Here is a 23,307-nt window from a genome sequence, read left to right as displayed (position 1 = left end):
TCGCAATCGGCATGCCCGATTTTCCTGTTTTCCATTCCGCATGGTCGCGACCTCGCGTGCCATGTCACGCTGCCGCACCGACTGTCATGGAGCCGTCGTGATCATCATTCCCTCGAACCAGAACACCATGTCGCCCAGCCTCGAGGCCGACATTGGGGCCGATCACACGATCGTGCGGTTGCACGTCCGCTACGCTCAAGCGCCCGAAACGGCCCTCAGTCTGACTCTGGCACCACCGATTCCACTCGATCCGATGCTGGTGGTCGACGATCACCTGATGACGCTGGCGCAATTGCGACAACTGATCAGCACGCAACAGCAAGCATTCAACTCGCTGACCGAAGATGTCTGGCGCGCCACCGTCAACGCGCTATCGCATGCGGCCTTCGTGCTCGAAGCAGAGCAGCGTTTCTGCGGCGCCACGATTTTCCCGGCTGGCGTCGCAACCATCGTCGCTCGCGTCACGTGCGACATCGGCGCCTGTCTTGGCGGATCGATGGCGTCGGCGGCATTGGAAATGCAACTCGACATCGCTGGCGAGTGCGACGCCAATATCCTTGGCTCGGCCTTGCGCGCGCGCCTGGCCTGGCAAATGCGCATCGACGCGCAAGGCGCGATACCGACCATGGCACTGCGCTTGCCCGAACTCGGCTTTCAATTTCCCGCGCTGCAATTTGCCGGCTTCGACTGGCAAACGGCCGCTTGCAACCCAGATGCACCGTTCGACTTTCACCTGCCTGCCGTGCCCGGCATTCCCTTCACCGTGATCCACGGCCCGATCCATTCTTCAGTTACCTTGCACGCGGACACCGGCGCGGTGACGGTCTCCATCACGGTCACGGACGCGGCGATCAAGGTCAGCGACGCCACGGCGTCATTCGACCTCGGGTCGCCCGCGCTGGTGTATGAGAACGGCACCCTGGCGATCACCGGCCTGTGGCCGGACCCGTTGCGACTGACATGGGAAGCAGCCCCCAACCAGACCCCGCTGTCGGCGCCGCTCACCGGCATTGGCTATCAACGAGGCGCAGGCGAACTGCGCCTTGAGCTGACGACCACCCCAACTCTGATGGTGCACGGCGCCCTGCGCTACACGTGCAGCATGGCGCCGGCCAGCGCACCCGACCATCTCATCACCGTCGACATCGTCCAACCGTTCGAGAACGACAATTTTGTCGATCACGTTACCTTCCATGGCGAACCTATCCCTGTGCAGACGAGCGTGACGCTGTTGGCGCCCACGCCGATGCAATTGCTTGGCGGCTTGCTGAAAAACGCCGCATTGCCGGCCAGCGTGTCACTGCGCTTGCCGTTCACCCAGGTGCCCGACATGGCACCGCTGGCAGACATCGTCGGCGAATTGCTGGCAGCCATCGCGAGCGGCGCCACCGGCCTGGCCGCTGTCGTCGCGGCCGGACTGCGCGCGCTGTGCACGCTGCTGCGCAGCGGCAGGGACGCGCTGACCGCGCTCGACATCACGCTGGTACTGGACAGCCGCAGCGCCGCGTTGCAGCAGGTACTGGTGTGCATGTGTCGCAGTGTCAACAACACCAGCGACGTCGTGTTCGACACGTCCGCCTGCTTCCTGCGCACGCCGGCCGGGGCCGATCTGGCGCTGCTGTTCGACCTGCGCGCCGGCGCGCGCGACGCATATCTGATCGCCACCGTCGGCGCCGGCGCTGGCGTCGACATACTCACGCTGGGAACCGACTTGTGGTTCGGCGGCGGCGATGTCGAGCACGCGGCCAGCGCCATTGACCAACAGCAATCCACAAGCAGCGCCGATACCGACCGATTGATTACCATCGGCGTCGCGCAAACGACCGCGCCGGCCGGCACCGCAGCGCGCCTGAGCGTGATCCCATTTGGCATCCGCAACGGCGAACCGGTGTTCCTGCAGGCGCTGCACGACCCTTTGCCGGCACTCGGCCAGGCGTCTGTGACGTTCGCGCCTTGCCAGCTGGTCGAGCTGTCCGGCGTGGCAGCGGTGCGCGCGACATTTCCATCCTTCTCCGACATCGGGCATCGCATCCTGCCATTCCTGGCGGCCCCCAGGAACCAGGCCCCGGGCACTGGCGTCCAGGGGCTTGTCGGCCAACTGAAACAATACATGCAGATCGATCAGATCACGGACCGGCAAATCACGCTTGAGCATGGCGTCTTCAGCACCGAGGCCGGCGTCACCGTGAAAGTGCTCGACACCGCCATCAAGTCCACCTTGGTGCTGGAACTGGCTGCACGCAGCCTGACCCTCAACGTCAAGGCCGGCGCGCTCGGATTCAACCCGGACCACAGCTTCGACCTGCTCGGCATGCAGGCGACCTTCTTGCAGGTACCCGGAGCCACGCCGGGCGACCGGCTGGTACTCGACCTGCGCGGCGGCGATACCCGCCTGATGCTCGGCGACGGCTGGCAGCTGCGGCTGGCATTTTCGCAGCTGAGCGGCGATGGTCCGCCGCTCGACTTTCGGGTCGGTCGGTTCGTCATGCACAACGCAGGCATCGATCTTGAGGCCGTGCTCGACGGGCCGAGCACCATCAAGCTCAATGGGCTGGACGTCGAGTTCACTTTCCAGGCCGCCAGGATCGCCGTCAGCGGCGGGCGCATCACCGATTTCAACCTGGACGCCACCGGTCAGTTGCCACCGGCGTTGCTCGGCAATGTGGATGTGGCCCTGCATCTGGCCTTTGGCGCACGCACGGACGGCACGATCGGACTGCTCGACGGCAGCATGGAACTGGCGCGCAAGGATCAGCCTGTGCGCTGCGAGAACACCCATTTCATGCTGACGCTCAGCGCCGTGTCGGTGCGCGTCTTCGAGGACGCTGGCAACCTGCACTTTTGCGCCTTTGTCAGCGGCGGGGCCACATTCAAGCCGCAAGCAGCCGAGTTATCCGGCAGCCTGCTGGGCAAACTGGCCGGCCTCGAATTGCGCTTCACCGATTGTCCGATCGCCGGCGCCTCCGAAGTGGTACGACGCGCGCTGGAACGACTGAACCTGTCGTTCATCGTCGCGCTCGACACGCCGCTCGAGGCCAGGGTATTCGAACTGTTCCGATTCCAGGTGCGCTGCATCGGCTTCATGCCGCATGACCAGCTATTCGACGACCATCCGCCAGCACTGCTGGTTGGCGGCCAGATCTTTTTTGCCGAAGCGGGCGACGTGGTCAGCGCGGAGATCGACTGTCATCTGTTGCACCTGGCCGTGCCGGCCGCCGGCCAGTGGCTGCCGCGCCTGCGTTGCGAAGGACTGGGCGTGGCACTGCGCTTCGGCGCCAGTGTCGAAATCGATGGCCTGGTGGTGGCCGTCGACGGCAGCGTTGGCAACGCCTTGCTGCAAAGCGTGAGCAAAGTGCCGGCGATTGCCGCCAAGGGCTTCATGGGACAAGGTCGGGTGGCGATTCAGGGCCTGCCGGCCGTCGCCGCCGCGTTTGGTTTTGTCGAAGTGCAGGCCACAGCGGCGCGCGGTCCGGTGCGGGCATGGTTCGTGTTCCTCGAAGCGCAGCACCTCAGTTACTATTTCCAGGTCGGCCCCGTACCGATCTACCTGCGCGAGGCTGGGCTGGGCATGGGCTACGGCTTCACGCTGGTCGAATTTGTCGCGATCGACGCCGCCGACAGCCTGCCCGCACTGATCAAATCGCTTGACACGCTGGGGCTCTCATCGGGTGAATTGTCCAAGCTGGCGCACTGGACCTTGCCGACCGACGCCAACGACATGAAGCTGACCGTCGCCGCGCGCATCCTGCTGACCATGAGCAGCGCATCGTCGCAAGCCGAGCCGCTGTCCTGGAAACCCGACGAGGAGGAATATCTGCCCAACGTCTTTATCCTTGAAGCGGTGGCGGCGCTGCGCGAGGACAGCTTTTTCATGAAGGCCACACTGTGGCTGGGGTACAACTACCGCGACTGGGACAAGGGCCGCCAGGTTGGTCAGAACCCACTGAGCGGCAAGCAGGCGATGTACGGCTACGTGCTGCTATCGGCGTCGCGTTGTGAATTCCTGGCGCGACTCAAAAGCAATCGCGGCGCCGAGGTCGGCCCGCGCCTGGGCCTGCCGGCCGAGTTCTGCAGCGCCCTCACCGATATCGACTACGAGGCCATCATCTATATGCGACCCGGCCTGTTGCACGCGGAGTTCGGGTGGCCGAACCGCATCCGATGGAGCAAGAACATCGCCGGCGTGCATCTGAGCGTGGCCGGCGGCGCGATCTTCCGGGTCTGCGACGACGCAGTGCTGGCCGCCTTGAACCTGGAAGGCCAACTCGATTTCGCGCTCGAAGGCCGGCTCGACGCCGGCTGTGTCGGCGTCGCCGTCAGCGCGTCGGTGCTGGCGACCATCGCCGCGCGTCTGATCGGCTACCTCGACGCGCGCAGGGTCGCCAATTCGCTCTACTACGCCCTGTATGCGCTGAACGTCAACATTCAGTTCCGCATCTGCGCCTGGCTGGAGATCGACGCATGGCTATGCAAAATCACCATCCACATCGCGTTCGCGATGACACTGCAAATTTCGGTGGTGGGCGAAATGGCATTGCTCGGCGACGCCAGCATGGGCGCGCGCATGCGCGCCCAGCTGGTCGTGTCGATCTTCGGTTGCACGCTCAGCGTCGGAGTCGGCCTGGGCATCTCTCCCGGCGTAGTCGACCAGGCCGCCCAGCGGGTCGGCCGCTTCATGGATCTGGGCCTGACACTCGACCTGCCGGCCACCACGCCATCGCTGCCGCAACAGGACGCCCGCAACCAGGCCGCCGCCGACGCGGGCCGCGAGCGCCTGGAAGCGCGCCACGCCGTCACCGCGCCGCCACCGGGCGTACCCGACAACAATGGCCCGGCCGCCGCGCAGCCACACGAGGATCCGCTGCCCGCCGATATCGCGCCCAGGAACGACCACGATACCAGCGTCGACATCGCCGAAGGCGACTTCCATATCGTCCTCACGGCGCTCACGGTCGTTCCCGCCGCACTGCCGCCGGGACACATGGTCAACACCACCGACTGGGTCTACCTGAGCTTCCTGCCGCTCGAGGCGGCGCCCGCCGCCGACGCGGCGGCACAACGCGGATCGTTCTACGCAGCGCCGCCTGAGCCGCCCGCCGGCGGCGTGGCTCCGGTTGACGCCGGGCCGGATCATGAAATCACGCTGCTCGCCGACGCCGCCGCGCATGCGTTCTACATTTTCTCCGACAACCGCTGGCAGGAGCAACGCTCGGCCACTGGCGAAACCGTGCTGCCCACCCGCGTCGAATGGAAGGCCACGTTGCCGTTTGCCGCGTCGACCGCCCCGAACGGCGGCGCCGCGCAACCGGGCGTGCCGGCCGACCATACCGGCCTGGCGCAGCTGAGCGGGCTGTTCTTCAGCGCTTTTCGCACCCACGCCGCCAGACTCGCCGATGTCGACACTAGCGCGCAGAAGCGCTACCGCGAACCGTTGGCGCGGGCCGCGATGGGCGTGCCCGGCGCTGTGGCCAGGCAGGCACCCGTCGGCGAGCAGGCCAGCTACGCCAGCCAGGAGCGCGCCTACAACCAGGCGCTGATCGCAGTCACGCCAGCTGACCGCCGCTGCCACGAATCGCGCGACTTTCTGCTGCAAGCCTTCATCTCCGACTTGTTCCAGCTGGGCGCCGACGGGGTGGTGCCGCCGCGAGCCCACATCGCCCGCCTAGGCCTGACGCTGCTGGTGCCGCGCGCCATGCTCGCGTGCTGCGACGGCGCGCGCCTGCGCAAACGTATCCTTGAGCAGTTGTCGCAACCCGTCACATGCCGGATATTCAACCCTCCGGAGCGCACCTTCGCTTATCGGACGCCGCGCTTCGACGCCATCCGCGTCGCGTTCGAAGACAACAAGGTGCATCTGGACTGGGACCTGGTCTGGCCGGCCAGCCAGATCGAACCAGAACACTATGTCCAGCACTACGAAGTGACGCGCTGGCTGGAGATCGACGGCAAGCCAGGCCCCGACGCCGCGCCCATCACTGCCAAGCGCGCCGACCTGCTGGTGTACGACAACGCGCCCGCCGGCGGCGCGGCACGGCGCGTCGTGCAGCGCAATCCATGGCAGTACACCGATGAATTTGCCGACATCAGCCCGGCCGAGCGTGCCGCGCTATCGAATCCGGCCTTTGATGTCGTCGTGCGCTACAGCGTGGTGCCAGTGTGCGTCAGCGGCACGCGCGGCGTCCCTTGCAGCGACTTCATCATCGAACGCCGCGGCCAGCCGGTCGTGGTGCCGATCAAACGCGCCATCGCCGTGCTGGTGATCGACCCTGCCACACAGGCCATCAAGCTTGAAGCGCGCATCGAAGCGGGCGACCAGCCTGACGACAGCCATGCCGGCCGCCACCAGCGCTTCTGGCGCGTGGTGCTGCGCGGCGAGGCGATCGTCCCCGCAGGCTTTTATGGCGCCGACGGCGAAAGCGCCCGCCCGCTGGGCGCCGGCCTGGCGGCCGAGCGCACCGTGCAGGCCGGCGACCTGACTGTCGATTTTGCGGTCGGCGAGCGCCTGTCGTTCCCTCATGGCAACGGCGACGAGACGGCGGAACTGGACAAGCTGGGCAATCCTGCCCGCCTCGGCGAGCTGATGCATGCCCTGCGCGACACCACGACGCCCCGCGCGTTCCGGTTGTACGTCCAGGCGGTATGGCGCGACAACGAGCGCGACGTCGCCAACTCGGTGCTGCTGCCGTTCGAGTTGACGGTGGCCATCGTCCGCGCCGACGGCGCCGCGCGCCGTCTGAGCCGCGTCGATGCGCTGGAACTGGTACGCCTGCCGCAACCGGACGACCCGGTGCTCGCCGCCGTCGTCTGGCAAGACCTGTCGGCACAGGGCGGGCGGGCCGCCCGGCTCGATCTGCCGCCACGCTGCCAGTTCACGCCCGGCCCGCAACCTGGCGACAATGTGCCCGACCCGGCGTTCGCGGCGCTGACCACATTGCGCTGGAACGTGCTCCCGTCCGGACTGGACGCGACGACGGCGGCGCGCTACCGCCTGCGCGCCGGTTTCGAAATTTTCATGCGTGACCGCGACGCGCCTGGTCGCCCGGACGCCGTCGCGCTGCTGTCGGCCAGTCTGCTCGCGCCCGATCAGGCGGCCCTGACACCGGCAGCGGTGGGCGATCCGCGCAAATGGCAGGCGCACTATCCGAGCGACCGGGCCAAGCGCGTGGCCGGCGGTACCTGGTATTCGGACGCCGAATCCTATCTCGACTGGCCGGCGCCGTTGCTGCGCGTGGAATTGCTGCCCGAACCCAGTTCCGAGCTGATCATGGGCTTGCTCGTAAACGGCCCGCCCGACCGTATCGTGCTGGCGATGCTCCAGGACGACATCGCCGTCAACGATATCGCGTTCACCTGCGCCTCCGGGGCCGGCTGCCAAGCGACATGGACGCTGGACGCCGGGACCGCATGGTTGACGTATCAAGGCCCGAAGACCTTGCGCAACGATAGCGGCAGCGTCACGGACACGACGTCGCTGGCCAGGGACCTGCGCACCGCATTGCGAGGCTTGCGCTGGGTGCCGCCGACCGACGCCGGGCATACCGGCTGGGCCTTCCAGTTGACGCCTGGCTGGACCTACACCGGCGCCGACGGCAGCGACAAGCCCTTCGCGCTGGCGCCGCTGGTGGTGCCGATGCCGTTCGATCGCGAACTGCATCCGATGATCGAGGCGGTGCTGGCGCGCATGCGCCGGCCGGGCGCCGACGCCGGCGCGCGCCAGCTGTACGAGCTGGACCGTCGGCCCGCGCCAGTGCTCGACGCGCGCACCCTGGAGGATCTGTTGAGCGCAGCCGATCCCGGCGCCGATCCGCGCGGGTGGGCCATCCTTGATCGCCTCGGCCTGGGCGTAACGGTGCGCCTGTTCGATACGGAACGCGACAGTTTTATCGATGCCTTGCAACTTCAGCACCAGCTGGATGCGGCCCTGCGGGACGTGAGTGCAGCCGGCCTGTATCCGGAACTGGCCGCCACCGACGCGACCTTGAAAAAGCAGATCATGCGGCGGCTGTTTGTTGAAGTGCTGCTGCAACCGGACGGGTTGACGCGGCGCCTGCGCTTCGACGCCCGCGACGATGCCGGCGACGGCACCGGCGCCGCGCCGGCGCTGGCGATGCTGCGCATCTCGCTGCGTCCGGCCATCATCAAACACCTCGCATACCGTGTCCGGCGCATCTCGGCGGGAGAAGCATCCAGCACCCACCAACCCGGCTGCGTCGCCAAGGTGATCGAGTCGGGCCTCATCTATTCTCTGGACCATCAATCACTGAACGACGTGCTGGTCGCCGAGACGGCAAAAACCAAGCGGATCGGGCACACCGTCGTCTTGCGCGCGCCGAGCCTGGGAACCGATGTGCCCGGCTTAGCGGACAACCTTCCCGGCATCGCCATGACACCGGCGCAGGATGATCCCGACAATCTGCTCGGAGTCGACGCCTTCGGCCAATTTCCGACCTGGAACGGCTGGTTGACGCCTGAGCGCACCGACTTCGATGCGCCTTTGCAAGCGAGCGTCGCCAAATTCCTGACAACGGTCGCGCGTGCGCTGCGCCTGCCCAACCTGGCCACTGATCCCGCCGCCAAGGCGCTGCTGGCCCAACAGTGGGCCGGCTGGACCGCACGCTTCTTCGACTATGCGCCCGACTGCGGGATCGACATCGACTGGCCGCAATTGGCCTGGGCGGCGCCGGACCGGGGAGAACCGGTGCGGCTGGCGCAGGATGCCGACGGCTGCTTGTCGTTGAACATGATGGAGGCGGACGGCTATGCGCACCGCCGCGAATGGAGCATCCTGCCACAATGGCGTTATGAAAAGCTGCTGACGGCGGCCGGCCATGGCGATGTCTTCACAACGCGGCGTGCGGCGCACATGGCGTTCTCGACCGACGCCGTCGTCGGCATGCCGGCCCACGCCAAATGCACGCTGCGGCGCACCGCGCCACTCACGCCACCGGCTGTGGTGCCGGCCGGGCGCATCGGCGACACCGTCTGGTGGTGGAAGGACGACGACCCGCCCGTCTACGAACGCGAGCAAGACGCGACGTCGGCGGCCAGCCCGCCAGCGTACGACGCGCAGCAGCTACGCGCCGAGGGGTTCATCCGGCTGGGCAAGCAGGACGGCGCGCAACTGGTCGCGGTACTGCCCGACCATCCCGAGCTGCGCCTGTCAAAAGCCAATACCGGCGTGGCGCGGCGACTCTCCTTCGCCGGCAGCCGCTCCAGCCACCTGTTACAGGTCAGCGATGTCGACTGGTGCCTGCGCGCCGGCCAGGCCGATGCCCTCGCCGAGCCGCCCAGGCGCATTGCGGCCCCTTTCGGCAACGATGCCGCGCCGACCGGTGTCGACACGGTGCTGCGATATCTGCGAGGCCAGGGTATCGCGCTGCCGGTGCGTTCGAAAACGCGCATGCTCAGCCACCTGCCGCACTGGTACCTGCACACCATCGCCGTCTCGGTGGCCGCCGGTCGCGCGGTGTCGGAGGTGACGACCGCGCGCCTGAGCGATGCACCCGTACGCCTGGTCAGCATTGACGACGGCAAGCTGACACTGGTCGCGGGGCATCCGTGGACCCGGTATCATGACCAGCCGGACATCCGGCTCGACGTCGTCGAGCGCACCCCGGCGGCGGCGCGCGCCCATTGCATCGCGCTGACGATGGGCGCGCTGCGCAACCGCGACACCACCGACGAGCGTACCGCAGAGCACTGGGCCGGGCCGCTCGCCAACCTTCCCGATCCACTGGTGGTCTATGACCTCGCTCTGGAAGGCGCAAAAACGCCGCTGCGGCCACGCAAAACGATCATGCCGCTGGCGCGCATCGCGCGCGCGCCGCAGCGCTCTTGCGCCGCCGACGCCGAACCGCAAGCAGTCTATCAGGTGCTGCAACTGGCCGGCGACTGGAGCGTCGCCTGCGACTGCTCGCTGACGCCAGACAGCACTGGCAACTATCCGTTGCGAATCACCCTGGCGCCGTACAGCGCCGTGCTGCCACTGACGAACGATGGCCTCGCCACGTTGCGCGCGGCGCTGGCAGGCGCCGACTACCTGCGTAACGACCATCTGCGCGTACCCGGCGGCTGGAACGGCCACTGGATCGAGGTCTTGCTGAAGAAACTGGGCGGCGCCGCCGTCCCCGATACTTTGGTTTTCGGCGTACCGCAACTCTGGAACGTCCTGGCCGTCGTCGGCGAGCCGATGCGTGCGGCACTCGAGTGCCTGCGCACGGTCTTCCCCGTGTTCGGGGAGTGGCAAACGCTCGCGTTCACCCAGCCTGTCGACGAGCCAGCATGGGACGCGCTGGCCGCAGCATTACAGGCGTGGGTCGCGCAGTTGTTCGCCTCATCGACCGGACTGACGGACATGATCGCCGCTTTCTATACGCCGGCCCTGACGCAGATCGCGGCACATCACTGGCCGTGGCCCGGCAGCATCGCGCACCGCGCCACGTTACCGGTGTGGAGCGGCGCGCCGCTGCCCGCCTGCGGTGCACCACTGACGCTAAGTCCGGCGACCGACGACAATGCGCCATCGCCGTGCATGCTGATATCGGAATTGATGACGGATGTGGAGTTCCAGCAGGCAATGCAACAGGCGCACGCTGATCCGGTGTTGCAAGGCTATCTCACCGCGCTCAGGCAACGCCAGCGCGAGCGCGCGCTGGGCGGCATGTGCATTCGTCTGCGCGCCACGCGCGGCGACGCGGTGCCGCTGTCACTGCCGCCGATCACCTTGACATAAAACATCATCTGAAAGCGAAGGAATTACCATGGCCACAGCACCCGCCGCTTCCTGGACCAGCCTGCGCCGCGTCAGCATCTCCAGCCAGGCCGACGCCGACAGCCGGATATGGCGGCTCGACGCCAGTAGTCAACGCGTTCCCGACAATCCAGGAGCCAGCGACGGCGCCACGCCAGGCAGCCAAAGTCTGCGCGCGCTGTGGTTGCGCAACGCCATGCAGCCGGTGGCGGACGGCGGCCACAGCCGGTCGTTTGCCGACCCGCTGCTGATCGAACTGTTCGTCCGCTCGTCGCAGGATGGCGCGGATTTTGCTCTGGACGTGTGCGGCCATCATGTCACGATCAGCTTGCAGGACGAACAGCGTGTCTGGCTCGCCCCGCTCGCCGAGCAACCAGACCGGCCGGCGGAAGAAGCGCTGCGCGATGAAATCAACGTGCCGGCCTATCGCCTGGCGGAGGGCTGCCTGACGATCGAGGAGCCGGCGAATCTCGTCGCGCTGCTGCCGGGTATGGTGCCCGGCAGCAGCGTCGAACTCGACCGGCATGGGCTGGTTTGCACGATGGCCATCACGCCGCCGGACAACAGCGACGACATCGACACGCGCGTGCGACTGACCGCACAGGATAGGCTGCTGTCGTTGACCCTGCTGCCGGAGCGCCAGGACGCCATCGCCACAGCGCGCTGGCAAGCCGTCTGGCGCAGCCTGCAACGCCATGCGGACGATACGCGCCACAATGCCTGGGCGCGCCTGCTGTTCGAGGTCGGCACGGTGCTGCCGGCGCTGGCATGGCCTGTCGAAAATGCGAACGGCAAGCTCGCACCCGATTGGACCAGCATGATTTTGCCGCGCGGCCTGTTGACAGCGACGATGGCCGACCAGCCCACCGAAAGCCAGATGCTCGGCCCGGAACAGGTACTGCGCCTGACGCCCTCTGACAGCCGCATCGTCCGTCACGGCACCACGCTGACGATTACCGCCTGGGATGGCGAGCCGGCGGGCGACATCCATTACCGCTACCTGGGCGGCGAGCCGGCCCGCGAATCGATCAGCTTTCCCGGCGCCCTGCACCTGAGCCATGCGCCAGCCCAGGTGGCGTCGCAACTGGCGGCCCTGACCACGCCCGAAGCCGGCGCGCCGCCGATCGGCTTCATGAAAACCGCACAGGGATGGCTTGAATTGCCGTTCAGCGCGTCGGCCGCCACGCCGCCATCGATGGCCCGCAGCGTGCGCGCGCGACACGCCAGCGGCAGTGTGCTGATCGGCACGCGGCGCCAGCAATTGCATGCCAGCGTAGCTGTCCCCAATGAGGCGCCATGGAGCGTGCGCCTGGACGCGCCGGAACGCTATTGGCTGTCCTGGACCATCGCCGCCACCGCCACGCCGTCCCTCGCCGCAGTGGAGATCAAGCTTGACGCCATGGCGATCGAGTTGCGCGGCCTGGCGTGGCTGTCCAACCGCGCGCCCGACCAGCACGACGCGCTGCCACGATTCGACGACCGGCCCGATGGCATGTTCGACCTCGTGCTGCGCAACGTCGATGTCGCCGACGCGGCCACGGCGCCATTTATGTGCGACGGCCTGGCATTGCACGCGCCGGCCTTCGGCGCCGGCTGGGACGCAGCCGCACCGGGAGAAAGCCAGCGCGCATCGCGACGGCCATCCTTGGCCGACGGCATACTGCTGACCATCCGCCCGGCGTTGCTCGCGCCGGACGCCGGACCAGCCACGCAGCGGATCTGGTGCCGCCACACCAGCATGCCGGCGATCACGGCCATGCCGGGCACGCGCGCAGATCTGCGATCGCCGCGCCCGCACGCGAGCCGCGGCCTGACACCGTTCGACGGCGCCACCACCGAGCTGCAGCTCTCGGGCGTCGCCACGTTCGCGCCCACTTTGCTGCACCAGGCTACAGGACAATTCACCGTGGCGCCGGCCGGCACCGATCCGGCGGCACGCGATCTTGTCGTGCTCTCCTTGCCGGGCATCACGCTGCGACCGCTGCGCCCCGATCTTTACCTGGCCGGTGGCAGCTACAGCCTGCCGATCGGCGACGAGGCGCTGGCACTGGCCGAGGTGCCAGGTCCGGTCTCCGGCCGCGCTCCGCCTCAGACCGATGCAGCGGGACCAGGCTACCCGACCGCCGTCACGCGTCGGGCCCTCGCCACCATGGTCGCGCAACACCATGACGCGCGGCTGGCCGTACAGGCGCAGCAAAGCATCATGTTCGCGCCAGCGGCACCGCAAACCGACGTACCCGTCGTCACCAGCCACCTGCTCGCACCGCGCCATTGGGGCGCCAGCGCGCACGTCGATCTCGCGGTCAGCATAAAACCGTTCAGTCTGGGCAGTGTCCAGCTCAGCCAGACAACGCCGGCATGGCGTTGGGATGCCTGCGGCAATGCGCTGCTCAGCGGACCGTCGGGCCATCTGGTGATCGATGACGACACCACGGTAGCCATCGCCAGCGGCGCCGGCGTTCCAGCGCTGGCCGGCTGGAGTATCGCCGAGCGCGATACGGACGGCACGGTCATCGATGGCCGCGGTGTCGGGTGGGGCACGCTGCCCGCACAAGGGCCGGCGCTGCGCCCGATGCGGATCGAAGGCGGCACCGCCAACGATCCGGTATGCCTGTTCAGCACGGCGACACCGTTGCCGATCGCTCCGCTGCACGACACCGACGTCACCTGGACGCTGGCACTGACCGATCTGCCGCTGCGCCAGGCCGACGGCCAGCGCGTGTGGCGTGCCGACGAACCGCACGAGCCCAGGCTGGCGCCGCTGGCGCGCAGCTGGAGCTGGGTGCTGGCCGCCAGTGGCGCGGCGAGCACCGAGGCCTGGCCAGTGAGCGCATTGCTGTGGTTCTCGCCGGCGGCGCTGACCAGCGTGGAATACGACGATATCGCCGACCGGGTCAGCCGCGTCGTGCTGGAGGGGACGCTGACGCTGGGCCAGGCAGGGTACAACGACGACGCCCGCAACCGCGTGGAACTCACGCTGCTCGCCGATGGCGCGGGATTGGCGCTGCACGCCGTCACCGTGCCGGGAGGCCGCTGCGCCTGGAAGCTGGCGCCCGTCGAGGACGGGATCGGCGTACTCGACGGCGTACCCTGGCTGTCGGCGGCGCTTGCCTACGACGCCCCGACGGGCCGGCTCAGCCCGACCGCGATCGCACTTGATGCGCGCTGTTTCGGCGCGCCGCTGACGGTGGCGCTCGATTTGGCGCCTGGTGAGACGCTCGCCACGCTGTCCGGGCCGCCTCCCGATGCGCCCGCGATGTGCATGGCGCTGCAAGCGCTGACAGTCGATCTGCGCGCCAGGCGCGTAGTCGCCATCAATGTTGCCGCCACGCTGCGCGACGCCGTAGCGCTCACGTTAGACGAAACCTGGCAGGGCAAGGACGCCGAACACCGCGTGCGCACGTTGCTGAACTGGTTTGGCAACGCGCTACCCGCCGGCACCACGCTGCCGGACACCTCGCGGCGCGGCCTGAGCATCGCATGGGACGGCGAAGCGCCGACCAGCGCGGTGACGGTCTTTGCGCATGCCGACGCCACGTTTACGGGCGGCGCCCTGACCCTGGCGCTGGGCGAGGACTGGCGCATCGGCGCTTGCTATCTGGAACTGATGTTCGACATCGGCGCTCTGTGCGTGTCGCACCAGCTCACCACCGACGCCACCGGCGCGTACGACGCATTGCGTTTCGACGGCGACCTGGCGCTTGCCTGCCTGATCCCATGGCCCGATCTGACGCTCCCGGCGCTGGCCCCGGAGAGCGATGGCACTGACGTCCGGTTCGATGTCGATTATCGGGTATGCCACGATGTCATCTTTGCGCTGTCCGATCATCGTATCGCCGGTGTGCAACTGGCGGCCCGCTCGCCAGCCGGCGTGATACCTGCGGTCGACCAGGCGCTGCCGGCCGTTAGCTGGCTGGTAGAAGCGACCCACACGCTGACCTGGCCGGACGGGGCCGTGCGGAAAATACATTGCTTGCAAGCGCTGCAATTGTGGGCCGCGCCCACGCTGGCGCAAGCCGTCAACGACAAGGCGCAGCAATACAGCTTCACGCCTTCCTACCTCGGCAACAAAAGCAACGCGCATGCCGCCTTTCCGTATGCGGGCGTGCGCAAGGTCGGTGCAGCCTTCGCCGGCGTCTTCGTGCCGCATGTGTTTGAAGCGCTGGCGACGGCGAATGGCGGGGACTGGATCGTATTGGGCGGAATGAGCGTGTTGTACCGCATCGACGAGGCGCCCGACGCCGGCCACGGCGCCGGCTATCTGTCGCTGCATCTGCCATTCATCGGCGCGCTTGGCGACGGCGGTGCCGCGCCGACGCTGACCGCAGCATTGACCGTCGTGCACCCACCGCCTTTCAGGATGTCGCGCCACGACCTGCTGCCGACGCCCGTGCGCCTCGATGCGGACACCGCTCTGGCCGCAGGTGGCTTGATGAGTCTGCCGGTCGCCTTAACGGTGCGCCACGCATGCGACGCGCTGCCGGCCCACGCGCTGTCGGGCCAGGCATTGATGGCTGGGTGGAACGGCGACGGCGGCGAGCTGGGATGGCACGTCGAACAACTACAACGACCGGGCGACAGCGTTTTTCCAGAACCGTGGCCACATCCGTTTCCGCGCGCCTCGGTCATGCTGGCCCTGCTGCATCAACGGCTCGGCAAACCGACGACGGACGGGGTGGCAGCGCGCGCCGTCGCAGACTTGGCCATCAGCGCCGCGACCGAGCGGCCGGTCGAGGTGCACAGCGTACTGGTACGTCTGACGGGCAGCGCGCCATTTAACATCGATGTGCGCACCGTCGTGACGGCGGCGCCGCACGTCGTCGACCCAGCTGCCGCCAATGCCGATGCCGCCCTGCGGTCCATAGACCTCGACATGATCATCGCCGGTGCGCACCACCTGCGGGCAATGGCGCTGACGCCCACCTTCGCGGCCGGCAGCGACCGCGAGCGCTGGGCATGGGCGCTGACGCAAGTGAACGCGCCGGCGGCGCTGATCCGCCGCAGACTGCATGGCGGGCGGGTCAAATTCGCACTGGTCGTGCCGCCGGCGCCGGGCCACGAGCCGCTGACCCGACACACGCGCCCATTGCGCCCCATCAAGCTGGCCCGCACTGACGGCCGCCGCACTTGGCCCGAACCGGCAGCACTGACCGGACTGAAACGCGCGATGGCGATCGACATGGAGGCACGTCAACCATTCCAGGCCGGCGCCGACGGCTTGGCCGCCATTGTTGGACGCATCCGCCCGCCTCGCCTGGCAGGCGCACGCGCCGCGATCAGCGCTCCAGCAGTCGGCGCCGCATCGACAGCCAGACCCACGGTCTGGTTGGATGAATGGGAACGCAGTGTCTTTGAAATCAGCGATGAAGCAGACGAAGACACCGCGCCGCGCGAAGTTGACGCCGCCACCAGCGTCTTGCCGGTCGCACCCGGTGAAGCGGGCGTACGCGCGGCCCTGCTGCGCATGGAGCCTGCACTGCCGCCCGAGAGTTACTGGCAGTCCTGCCTGCCGCCGCTGCTTGACTGCATCGACGTCGGCGAACGCGCGGGCACGCTGGCCGAGCGCGGCGGGCGCGTGCTGCTATCGCTGGCCGATGACTGGGCCGCCAGCGCGCTGGCCGGCCCAGCCGAAACACGCAGCATGCGCTTGCCTCGGCCCGCCGCGCTGCCACCGAACGCGGGCGGCCCGGAGCAGTGGCGCCGCACCGTCGGTTTCTACGGCAAACCCGAGACCTCATGCACCGTCATTGACGGTGCCTGGGAATTGATTTTCGACGACCCGCAGGCCGATGGCCTGTCCGCCTGGTACGTCTTCCTCGGCAATCCGCTGCCGGACGGCATGGCCACGCCTGCGGCCGGCCAGCGCCCGTTGTGGAGCGGCGCGACCACGCTCACGTGCTTCGTGTTCAACCGCGCCGGCATCGCGCACGCCGCGCCGGCCGATTTCGTCTTCCAGACCTTCACCAGCAAGGCGCGCGCCAGAATCCGCCATGCCGGCGGGTCCGTCGAGCTGGTCAGCTTTGCCGTCGCCCCAACCGCCGCGCAGGAGGCGCATGCCATTCCCGCCCCGGGAAACCGACTGTTGTTGCTGCCGGCGCCAGGCACGCCCTATTTGGCCGATCCACATGCCTGTGTACTCGAGGTGAGCTATTGTTCGCAGGGCTGGACTGCCCCCGATCCTGGAAAACCGACACTGGAAAGCGCCGGGCTGCGGCGCGCCGCGCTGGCGTTTCCGCCGTTTGCTGGCGAGGGCTACCCGATGCCGGTGCGCCGCATCACCGTCCTGTTCGCCGATCCGGCCTATGACGCGGCGCTCAGCAGCGCCCGTGGCATCAGCGTCGTCAGTTGCGCGGATGACCAGCGCGCAGAGATCACGCTATGGGCCGATCGCGCGGGCGCCACGCCGTCCGAATCCCTGGTCATCCGCGCCACGGTCTCGATGCCTTCGGCGACCGCGTCCACCGCGCCGCCCGGCCTGACATTGTCGGCCCGCGTACGCCGCCATGGCGTCGACGCCAGCGTGGAAGAAGCATTGCTGTTCGTGGTCGGCGAACCGGCCAGCGAGCGCCACGCCAGCATCGGCATGAACGCGGCAACTTCCTATGCGCTGCCGCTGCCGTCGCTGCTCGGCGCGTCGAGCGGCCGGACCGGGCTGGCGCCCGGCGACACGCTCCTGCTGGAATTGTTGGCCAACGTTGCGATGCCGCCGGCGCGCCTGGCGATCCCGATCGATAAGGTTTCCTCGCTGCCGATGCCCGACGCCTTGTATTCGCTGATCGATATCGCCCCCGGTCGCTCGGCTTGCGTGCTACACGCCAGCCTGCCACAGCCCGAACGCATGTACACGTGCATGCTGGACGCGCCACCGGCAGCCGCCAGCGAGCCCCCCACTTCCCGTCTATGCAAACGCGCCCTGTTCGTTTGGTCTGTCTACGAAGCAAGCGACGCTGGCGACGACGCACTCGGTTATTCCGTGATCAAAACGGACTTATCGACCCAGTCGACATGGATTCCGGAGTGCCTGGAAGACAATCGCCTGACAGATCAATCATTTCACTTTGGGTAAAAAATTCACTTTGCCGCATATTATAGTGAAGTAATCATCAGGAAATTATTGTAAAGTCATAAAGAACAGAACCGGATGCGCGGCAAGGCGCCCACTGCTCGCAGTGCGAACAGTGGGCAAGCCTCGTCGGCCACCTTGCAGTGCGCCGGTTATGGGAGTCAGCATTTACAAGAATGTATGCATACTTGCTTTGGCGAGGCCAGCCCGCATACATACTATCGCTGTATCCATACCTCCTCCAATCCGCTTCCAGTCACATCCTCCCTTTACGCCCCGCAATAATCTGGTATATAATTCTGCTGCGGGGTGGAGCAGTCTGGCAGCTCGTCGGGCTCATAACCCGAAGGTCACAGGTTCAAATCCTGTCCCCGCAACCAATATTGAAAAAGGCTGATCGCGCGATCAGCCTTTTTTGCATTCCGGCCCCTGCTGTGCGCTTACCCCTGCTGCATCATCCGTATCTGTTTCGCTGCCGCCTGCAGGCTGGCCGTGACCCGGTCCAGCTTGTCTTCGCCGGCCGCGTCGGACAGCGCGGCAAAGGCGCTGATATAAAAGGTGGCGACCATCATCGGCGGCACGTGGCACTCGAGCGCGGCCGTGCACAACTGGGTTCCCGCTTCGAGAAACTCCGGGCTGCCGGCTTCGAAAGCCTGCCTGGTGTCGACCAGGTCCTGGCCGCCCTCGGCCCTGGCCAGGCAGTCCTCGACCTGTTGCCGGAACGCCGGCAAGCCATCGTCTGCCGGCGCAAGCACTTCCACCACCTCGTCCTCTTCCGGCAAGGGCTGCGCTGCCGGCGCCGGCACCAACTCGGGTTCCGGCAGCGGCGTATCGTGCAGCGCCAGCCAGCGCTCGACGGCCAGGTAATCGGCGAATGACTCGGCGACCTTGGGATTGACCAGCCACACTTCGCCGGTGCGCCAGTCGATCTTGGAATTACGTTCGTTCCGGGCCAGCAGGATATCCTTGCCGCCAGCGGGATTGGAGACGCGGCCGATCTCGAGCCAGTTCAGCAATTGCGCCTGGCGCGACATCGCCTGCACGCGGTGAAAAAAGGCCATCCACAGAAATGCGGCGATCAGGACCAACAGGATACCGCCTACCAACCACATCATTTTTTGCTCCGCAAACATCGTCAGCGGCCATTTTCGCACATCGAGGCTTGCCATCAATTAAATATGGGTTGCCACGCCAGTGGCGTTTGCACAACGCGGTGCGGCTGTCGATTGCCTGGCGCAGGCCGCTGCGCTACAATGAGAACAATTCTCATTTAGATCGCGCTGCGCCATGCTGTCCGCCCATCCTTCGCAGTCCGACTTCCAGACGCTGTACCGCGAGCACCACGGCTGGCTGCTGCGCTGGCTCAAGCGCCGTCTGCACGACGCCGGACTGGCGGGCGACCTGGCGCAGGATACCTTCATCAAGGTGCTGGTCGCGCGCAGCCATGACGACATCGTCCGGCCCCGCCCTTTTCTCGCCACCATCGCCAGGCGCCTGCTGGCCAACCATTGCCGGCGCGAGGAGCTGGAGCGCGCGTATGTCGACGCCCTGCTGCACCTGCCGCAGGCCAGCGCACCGTCGCCGGAAAGCATGAGCATCGTGCTTGAATCGCTGCAGCTGATCGACCGCGCGCTGGGCAAGCTGCCGGCAAAAGCCAGGTCGGCCTTCCTGATGGCGCACCTGGAAGGCCTGAGCTACGCCGAGATCGCTGTTGAACTTGCCACCAGCACGCACTCGGTCAAGAAATACCTGGCCAAGGCCAATCTGCTGTGCTTTTTTGCCGTGCCCGATTTTGCGGCGTCCTGACGTGCTCAAGACGTCCCATCAGGTCTATGCGGGCGGCCAGCCGATCGACCTGAAGATCGCCATGCAGGCCGCCGAATGGCTGACCACCCTGATGAGCGGCCAGGCGACAAAGGCCGAACAACAGGCCTGGGCCAGCTGGCGCGCCCAGCATCCCGACCATGAACGGGCCTGGACCCATATCGAACACGTCAGCGCGGGTTTCCGGCAACTCGACGCGCAGGCCGGCCGCAAGGCCCTGGCGCGGCGCCCGGCGACGCGCCGGCAAGCGCTCAAGCTGGCCATGGTGCTGGCGGCGTCTGGCGCCACCGGCACGCTGGGCCTGCGCAGCCAGGGCGCGCGCTCGGCGTTGGCCGACCTGTCCACGAGCATAGGCCAGCGCCGCGAACTGCGGCTGGCCGACGGCAGCAATCTGCACCTGAATGCCGACAGCGCCGTCAATGTGCATTTCAGCGCCAGCGAGCGGCGCCTGGAACTGGTCAAGGGCGAAGTGTTCATCACCACCGCGAAGGAGGCAGGCCGCCCCTACCGTCCCTTCCTGGTCGAAACCACGCACGGCCAGGCCCAGGCGCTCGGCACGCGCTATTCGGTGCGCCAGAAAGAGGCGCACACCGTCGTTGCCGTGGAACAGGGCGCGGTGCGCTTGCGCTCGCGCGAGGGCGGCGCCCATCAGCTGATCCAGGCCGGCCAGGGCGCCAGCATGACGGCGCGGCGCATCGGGGCCGCGCACGCCGTCTCACCCGATATCTGGGGCTGGCGCCAGGGGCTGCTGCTGGCCGACGGCATGCTGCTGTCCGAGTTCCTGCGCCAGCTGGGCCGCTACCGCCACGGCCTGCTCGGCTGCGACGAGACGGTGGCCGGCCTGCGCATTTCCGGCGTGTTTCCGCTGCAGGACACGCAGGCGGTGCTGCTGTCGCTGCCCCATTCGCTGCCGGTCGAGATCCACTTTCGCACGCGATTCTGGGTGCGGGTGCAGCCAACAAGCCGGCGTTAGGCTTTATTTTCGCCGCATTTCAAAAAAAGATTACCCGTTTTCGATTCTCTCGTGACCAGTACAGGCAAGGCATTCGACGACTCAATCACAAGGTAACCATGTACTCCTTTATCGCTTCCAAACGCACGCCGATGGCGCACGCCATCGAGTTCGCCCTGTTCGGCGCCGCCCTGCTGTTGTTCCAACCCTCCACCGTGCAGGCGCAGGGTGTGGACGCCAGCACGCAGCAGGCCGTGCACGACTTCAAGGTGCCGGCCGGCGACCTGGCCGCCGCACTGCGCCAGGTGGCCAGCCAGTGCGGCGTGATCCTCAGCTTTACGCCCGAACAGACCCAGGGCAAAACCACGACAGGCTTAAGGGGCCGCCGCGACGTGCAGTCCGCCTTGAACGGCGTACTGGCCGGTACCGGCCTGAAGGCCGAACGCAGCAGCGCCGGCAGCTATGCGCTGCGCGCGTTTGAACCTGGCGCAGAAAAACAATCGCTGTCGACCATGCCGGAAGTGTCGGTCTCGGCGCAGCAAGACGTGACCGAAGGCAGCGGCTCGTATGTCTCGACAGCAGGCAGCCCCACCGCCACGCCGCTGGGCTTGACCATCAAGGAGACACCGCAATCGGTCAGCGTGATCACCAGACAGCGCATGGAAGACCAGGGCTTGACCACGATCGCCCAGGCGATGGCGCAAACGCCGGGCGTCACCCTGTTTGCCCTGGGCAGCGAGCGCACCGGTTTTACCTCGCGCGGTTATTCGATCACCAATTACCAGCTCGACGGCGTCAGCACCCATTCGGAAAACCTGGGCCTCAATGCCGTGCCCGCGCAAAGCCTGGCCGACATGGCCCTGTATGACCGCATCGAAGTGCTGCGCGGCGCCTCGGGCCTGATCACGGGCGCCGGCGACGCTTCGGGCGCCATCAATATGGTGCGCAAAAAACCGACCGCGCAGACCCAGGTCAAGGCGGAAGGCGGCGTCGGCTCCTGGCACGACAAGCGCGCCATGCTCGACGCCGGTGGTTCGCTCAATGCCGCCGGCGCCTTGCGCGGCCGGGCGGTGGCCGTGGTGGAAGATGGCGACAGCGCCATCGATGACTACCACCGCAACAAGAAAGTGATTTACGGCGTGCTCGAAGCGGACCTGGCGCCCGGCACCTTGCTGACGGCGGGCCTGACGCACCAGCGCAACCGCTCGAAAGGGTCGATGTCGTATCTGGGCTTTCCCATCTTTTACAGCAACGGCCAGATGACCGACCTGCCGCGCTCCTTCAATCCGGCCGCGCCGTCGAATCGCTTCGACAGCAATTCGACCGATGTCTTTGCCGCGCTCGAGCACCAGTTGGGCAATGAATGGACCCTGAAGCTCGCCGCCAACCACCTGACCTCGTCGCAGGACGAACGCTCGGTGTATCTGGGCGTAAGCGACACCTTTGCCGACCAGGCGACAGGCGACGGCCTGGAGCTGAAAGCCAATGCGCGCAATTACCACCTGAAGGTCAACAGCGCCGACGTCAAGGTCAGCGGCCCCGTGACCCTGTTCGGTCGCCAGCATGAACTGGTGCTGGGCATGGATTACCACCAGTTCCAGAGCGTGACCGACGGCAGCTTCGACTGGAACGTGCAGGGCACGCCGGCCAATTTATACCGCTGGAAGCGCAAGGTGGCACCCGTCTACGGCGAGCGCTATGTGACCTATGACAGCACGCGCCGCCAGGCCAGCGCCTACGCGGCCGGCCGCTTCGCCTTGTCGGAGCAGCTGAAATTGATCGCCGGCGCGAAGGTGATGCGCTACAACGAAAACTATGTCACCGACGCGCCCACCATCGGCTACCACAGCGAGACGCCGGCCAGGGAAAGCAGCGTGGTCACGCCCTACGGCGGCCTGGTCTACGAGATCAACAATGCGCATGCGGCCTACGCCAGCTACTCCACCATCTACCAGCCGCAGGCCGCGCAGGACCGCAACGGCGCCTTGCTGGCGCCGCGCGAAGGCAAGACGTTCGAGGCGGGTATCAAGAGCGCATGGCTCGATGGCCAGTTCAATACGGCGCTGGCCTGGTACCAGATCCGCCAGAAAAACCTGTCGGAATCGGACCCCGGTTACACGGTGCCCGGCACCACGGATGCGGCCTACCGCACCGTCAAGGGCGCCAAAACCGAGGGCCTGGACGTGGAAGCGAGCGGAGCGCTCACGCGCGACTGGAATGTGGCGGCGTCGTGGTCCTACAGCGCCACCAAAAACAACACCGGCAAGGCGATCCAGACCACCTTCCCGCGCCATCTGGTGAAACTGTGGACCACCTACCGCCTGCCGGGCGACCTCCAGCGCCTGACCGTGGGCGGCGGCGTCAACTGGCAAAGCACCGTCTATTCGACTATCGAAGCATGGCAGATCGAACGCACCCTGCGCTGGGAGCAGAAAAGCTACGCCGTGGCCAGCCTGATGGCGCGCTACGACATCAACAACAAACTGTCGGCCACCCTCAACGTGGGCAATCTGCTGGATAAAAAATACACGGCCTCGGTATCGGACTGGTGGTATTCGGGCATGGTCGGCCAGGGCCGCAATGCCTCGCTGAACCTGCGTTACCAGTTCTGAAGCCAGCCCTGCCTGCCTCTCTCAGCATCACCTGATCCTGCATGGACGAGCCGAGAAATCAGCCTCGTCCATGTACGCGCCAACACCCGCAAGCACTCCAGCGACG

6 protein-coding genes and 1 tRNA gene are annotated in these 23,307 nt (G+C 66.9%); 6 read left to right on the top strand and 1 reads right to left on the bottom strand.

The window, feature by feature from the left end; translation table 11 throughout:
• The first annotated feature begins 97 nt into the window (after positions 1–97).
• The 3 genes from CD932_RS20065 (at position 98) to CD932_RS20055 (ending at position 18,193) form a co-directional block, all read left to right on the top strand.
• Entirely contained in the window at positions 98–10,732 is a 10,635-nt protein-coding gene (locus CD932_RS20065; protein WP_141213322.1) for a hypothetical protein, read from the top strand.
• Between the two features lie 28 nt (positions 10,733–10,760).
• Positions 10,761–17,816 (top strand): hypothetical protein, encoded by a 7,056-nt coding sequence (locus tag CD932_RS20060; protein WP_094444586.1) that lies wholly within the window; start codon positions 10,761–10,763, stop codon positions 17,814–17,816.
• 300 nt (positions 17,817–18,116) lie between these two features.
• A tRNA-Met gene (locus CD932_RS20055) sits at positions 18,117–18,193 on the top strand.
• A gap of 60 nt (positions 18,194–18,253) precedes the next feature.
• On the opposite strand, the gene CD932_RS20050 is transcribed toward CD932_RS20055, so the two are convergent.
• Positions 18,254–18,928, bottom strand: coding sequence for a hypothetical protein (locus tag CD932_RS20050; RefSeq protein WP_141213321.1), 675 nt, complete (start codon positions 18,926–18,928; stop codon positions 18,254–18,256).
• A gap of 172 nt (positions 18,929–19,100) precedes the next feature.
• On the opposite strand from CD932_RS20050, the gene CD932_RS20045 reads away from it, so the two are divergent.
• The 3 genes from CD932_RS20045 (at position 19,101) to CD932_RS20035 (ending at position 23,201) form a co-directional block, all read left to right on the top strand.
• Complete coding sequence (locus tag CD932_RS20045; RefSeq protein WP_094444584.1) at positions 19,101–19,619, top strand: sigma-70 family RNA polymerase sigma factor; 519 nt, start codon at positions 19,101–19,103, stop codon at positions 19,617–19,619.
• 1 nt (position 19,620) lies between these two features.
• Positions 19,621–20,610, top strand: a complete 990-nt coding sequence (locus CD932_RS20040) for a FecR domain-containing protein (protein WP_094444583.1) — start codon at positions 19,621–19,623, stop codon at positions 20,608–20,610.
• A gap of 98 nt (positions 20,611–20,708) precedes the next feature.
• On the top strand, positions 20,709–23,201 hold the full coding sequence (locus CD932_RS20035; RefSeq protein ID WP_254926691.1) for a TonB-dependent receptor: 2,493 nt from the start codon (positions 20,709–20,711) through the stop codon (positions 23,199–23,201).
• Positions 23,202–23,307: the final 106 nt, after the last annotated feature.

The organism is Janthinobacterium sp. PC23-8 (assembly GCF_002250505.1).
Classification (GTDB): domain Bacteria; phylum Pseudomonadota; class Gammaproteobacteria; order Burkholderiales; family Burkholderiaceae_D; genus Janthinobacterium.
The sequence above is the reverse complement of the archived record's forward strand: the minus strand, read 5'-3'. Positions and strand labels throughout refer to the sequence as shown.

Excerpts from the sequence above, each read along its gene's own strand:
- CD932_RS20060 (WP_094444586.1), top strand. The coding sequence starts at position 10,761 with ATGGCCACAGCACCCGCCGCTTCCTGGACCAGCCTGCGCCGCGTCAGC.
- CD932_RS20050 (WP_141213321.1), bottom strand. The coding sequence starts at position 18,928 with ATGATGTGGTTGGTAGGCGGTATCCTGTTGGTCCTGATCGCCGCATTT.
- CD932_RS20045 (WP_094444584.1), top strand. The coding sequence starts at position 19,101 with ATGCTGTCCGCCCATCCTTCGCAGTCCGACTTCCAGACGCTGTACCGC.
- CD932_RS20035 (WP_254926691.1), top strand. The coding sequence starts at position 20,709 with ATGTACTCCTTTATCGCTTCCAAACGCACGCCGATGGCGCACGCCATC.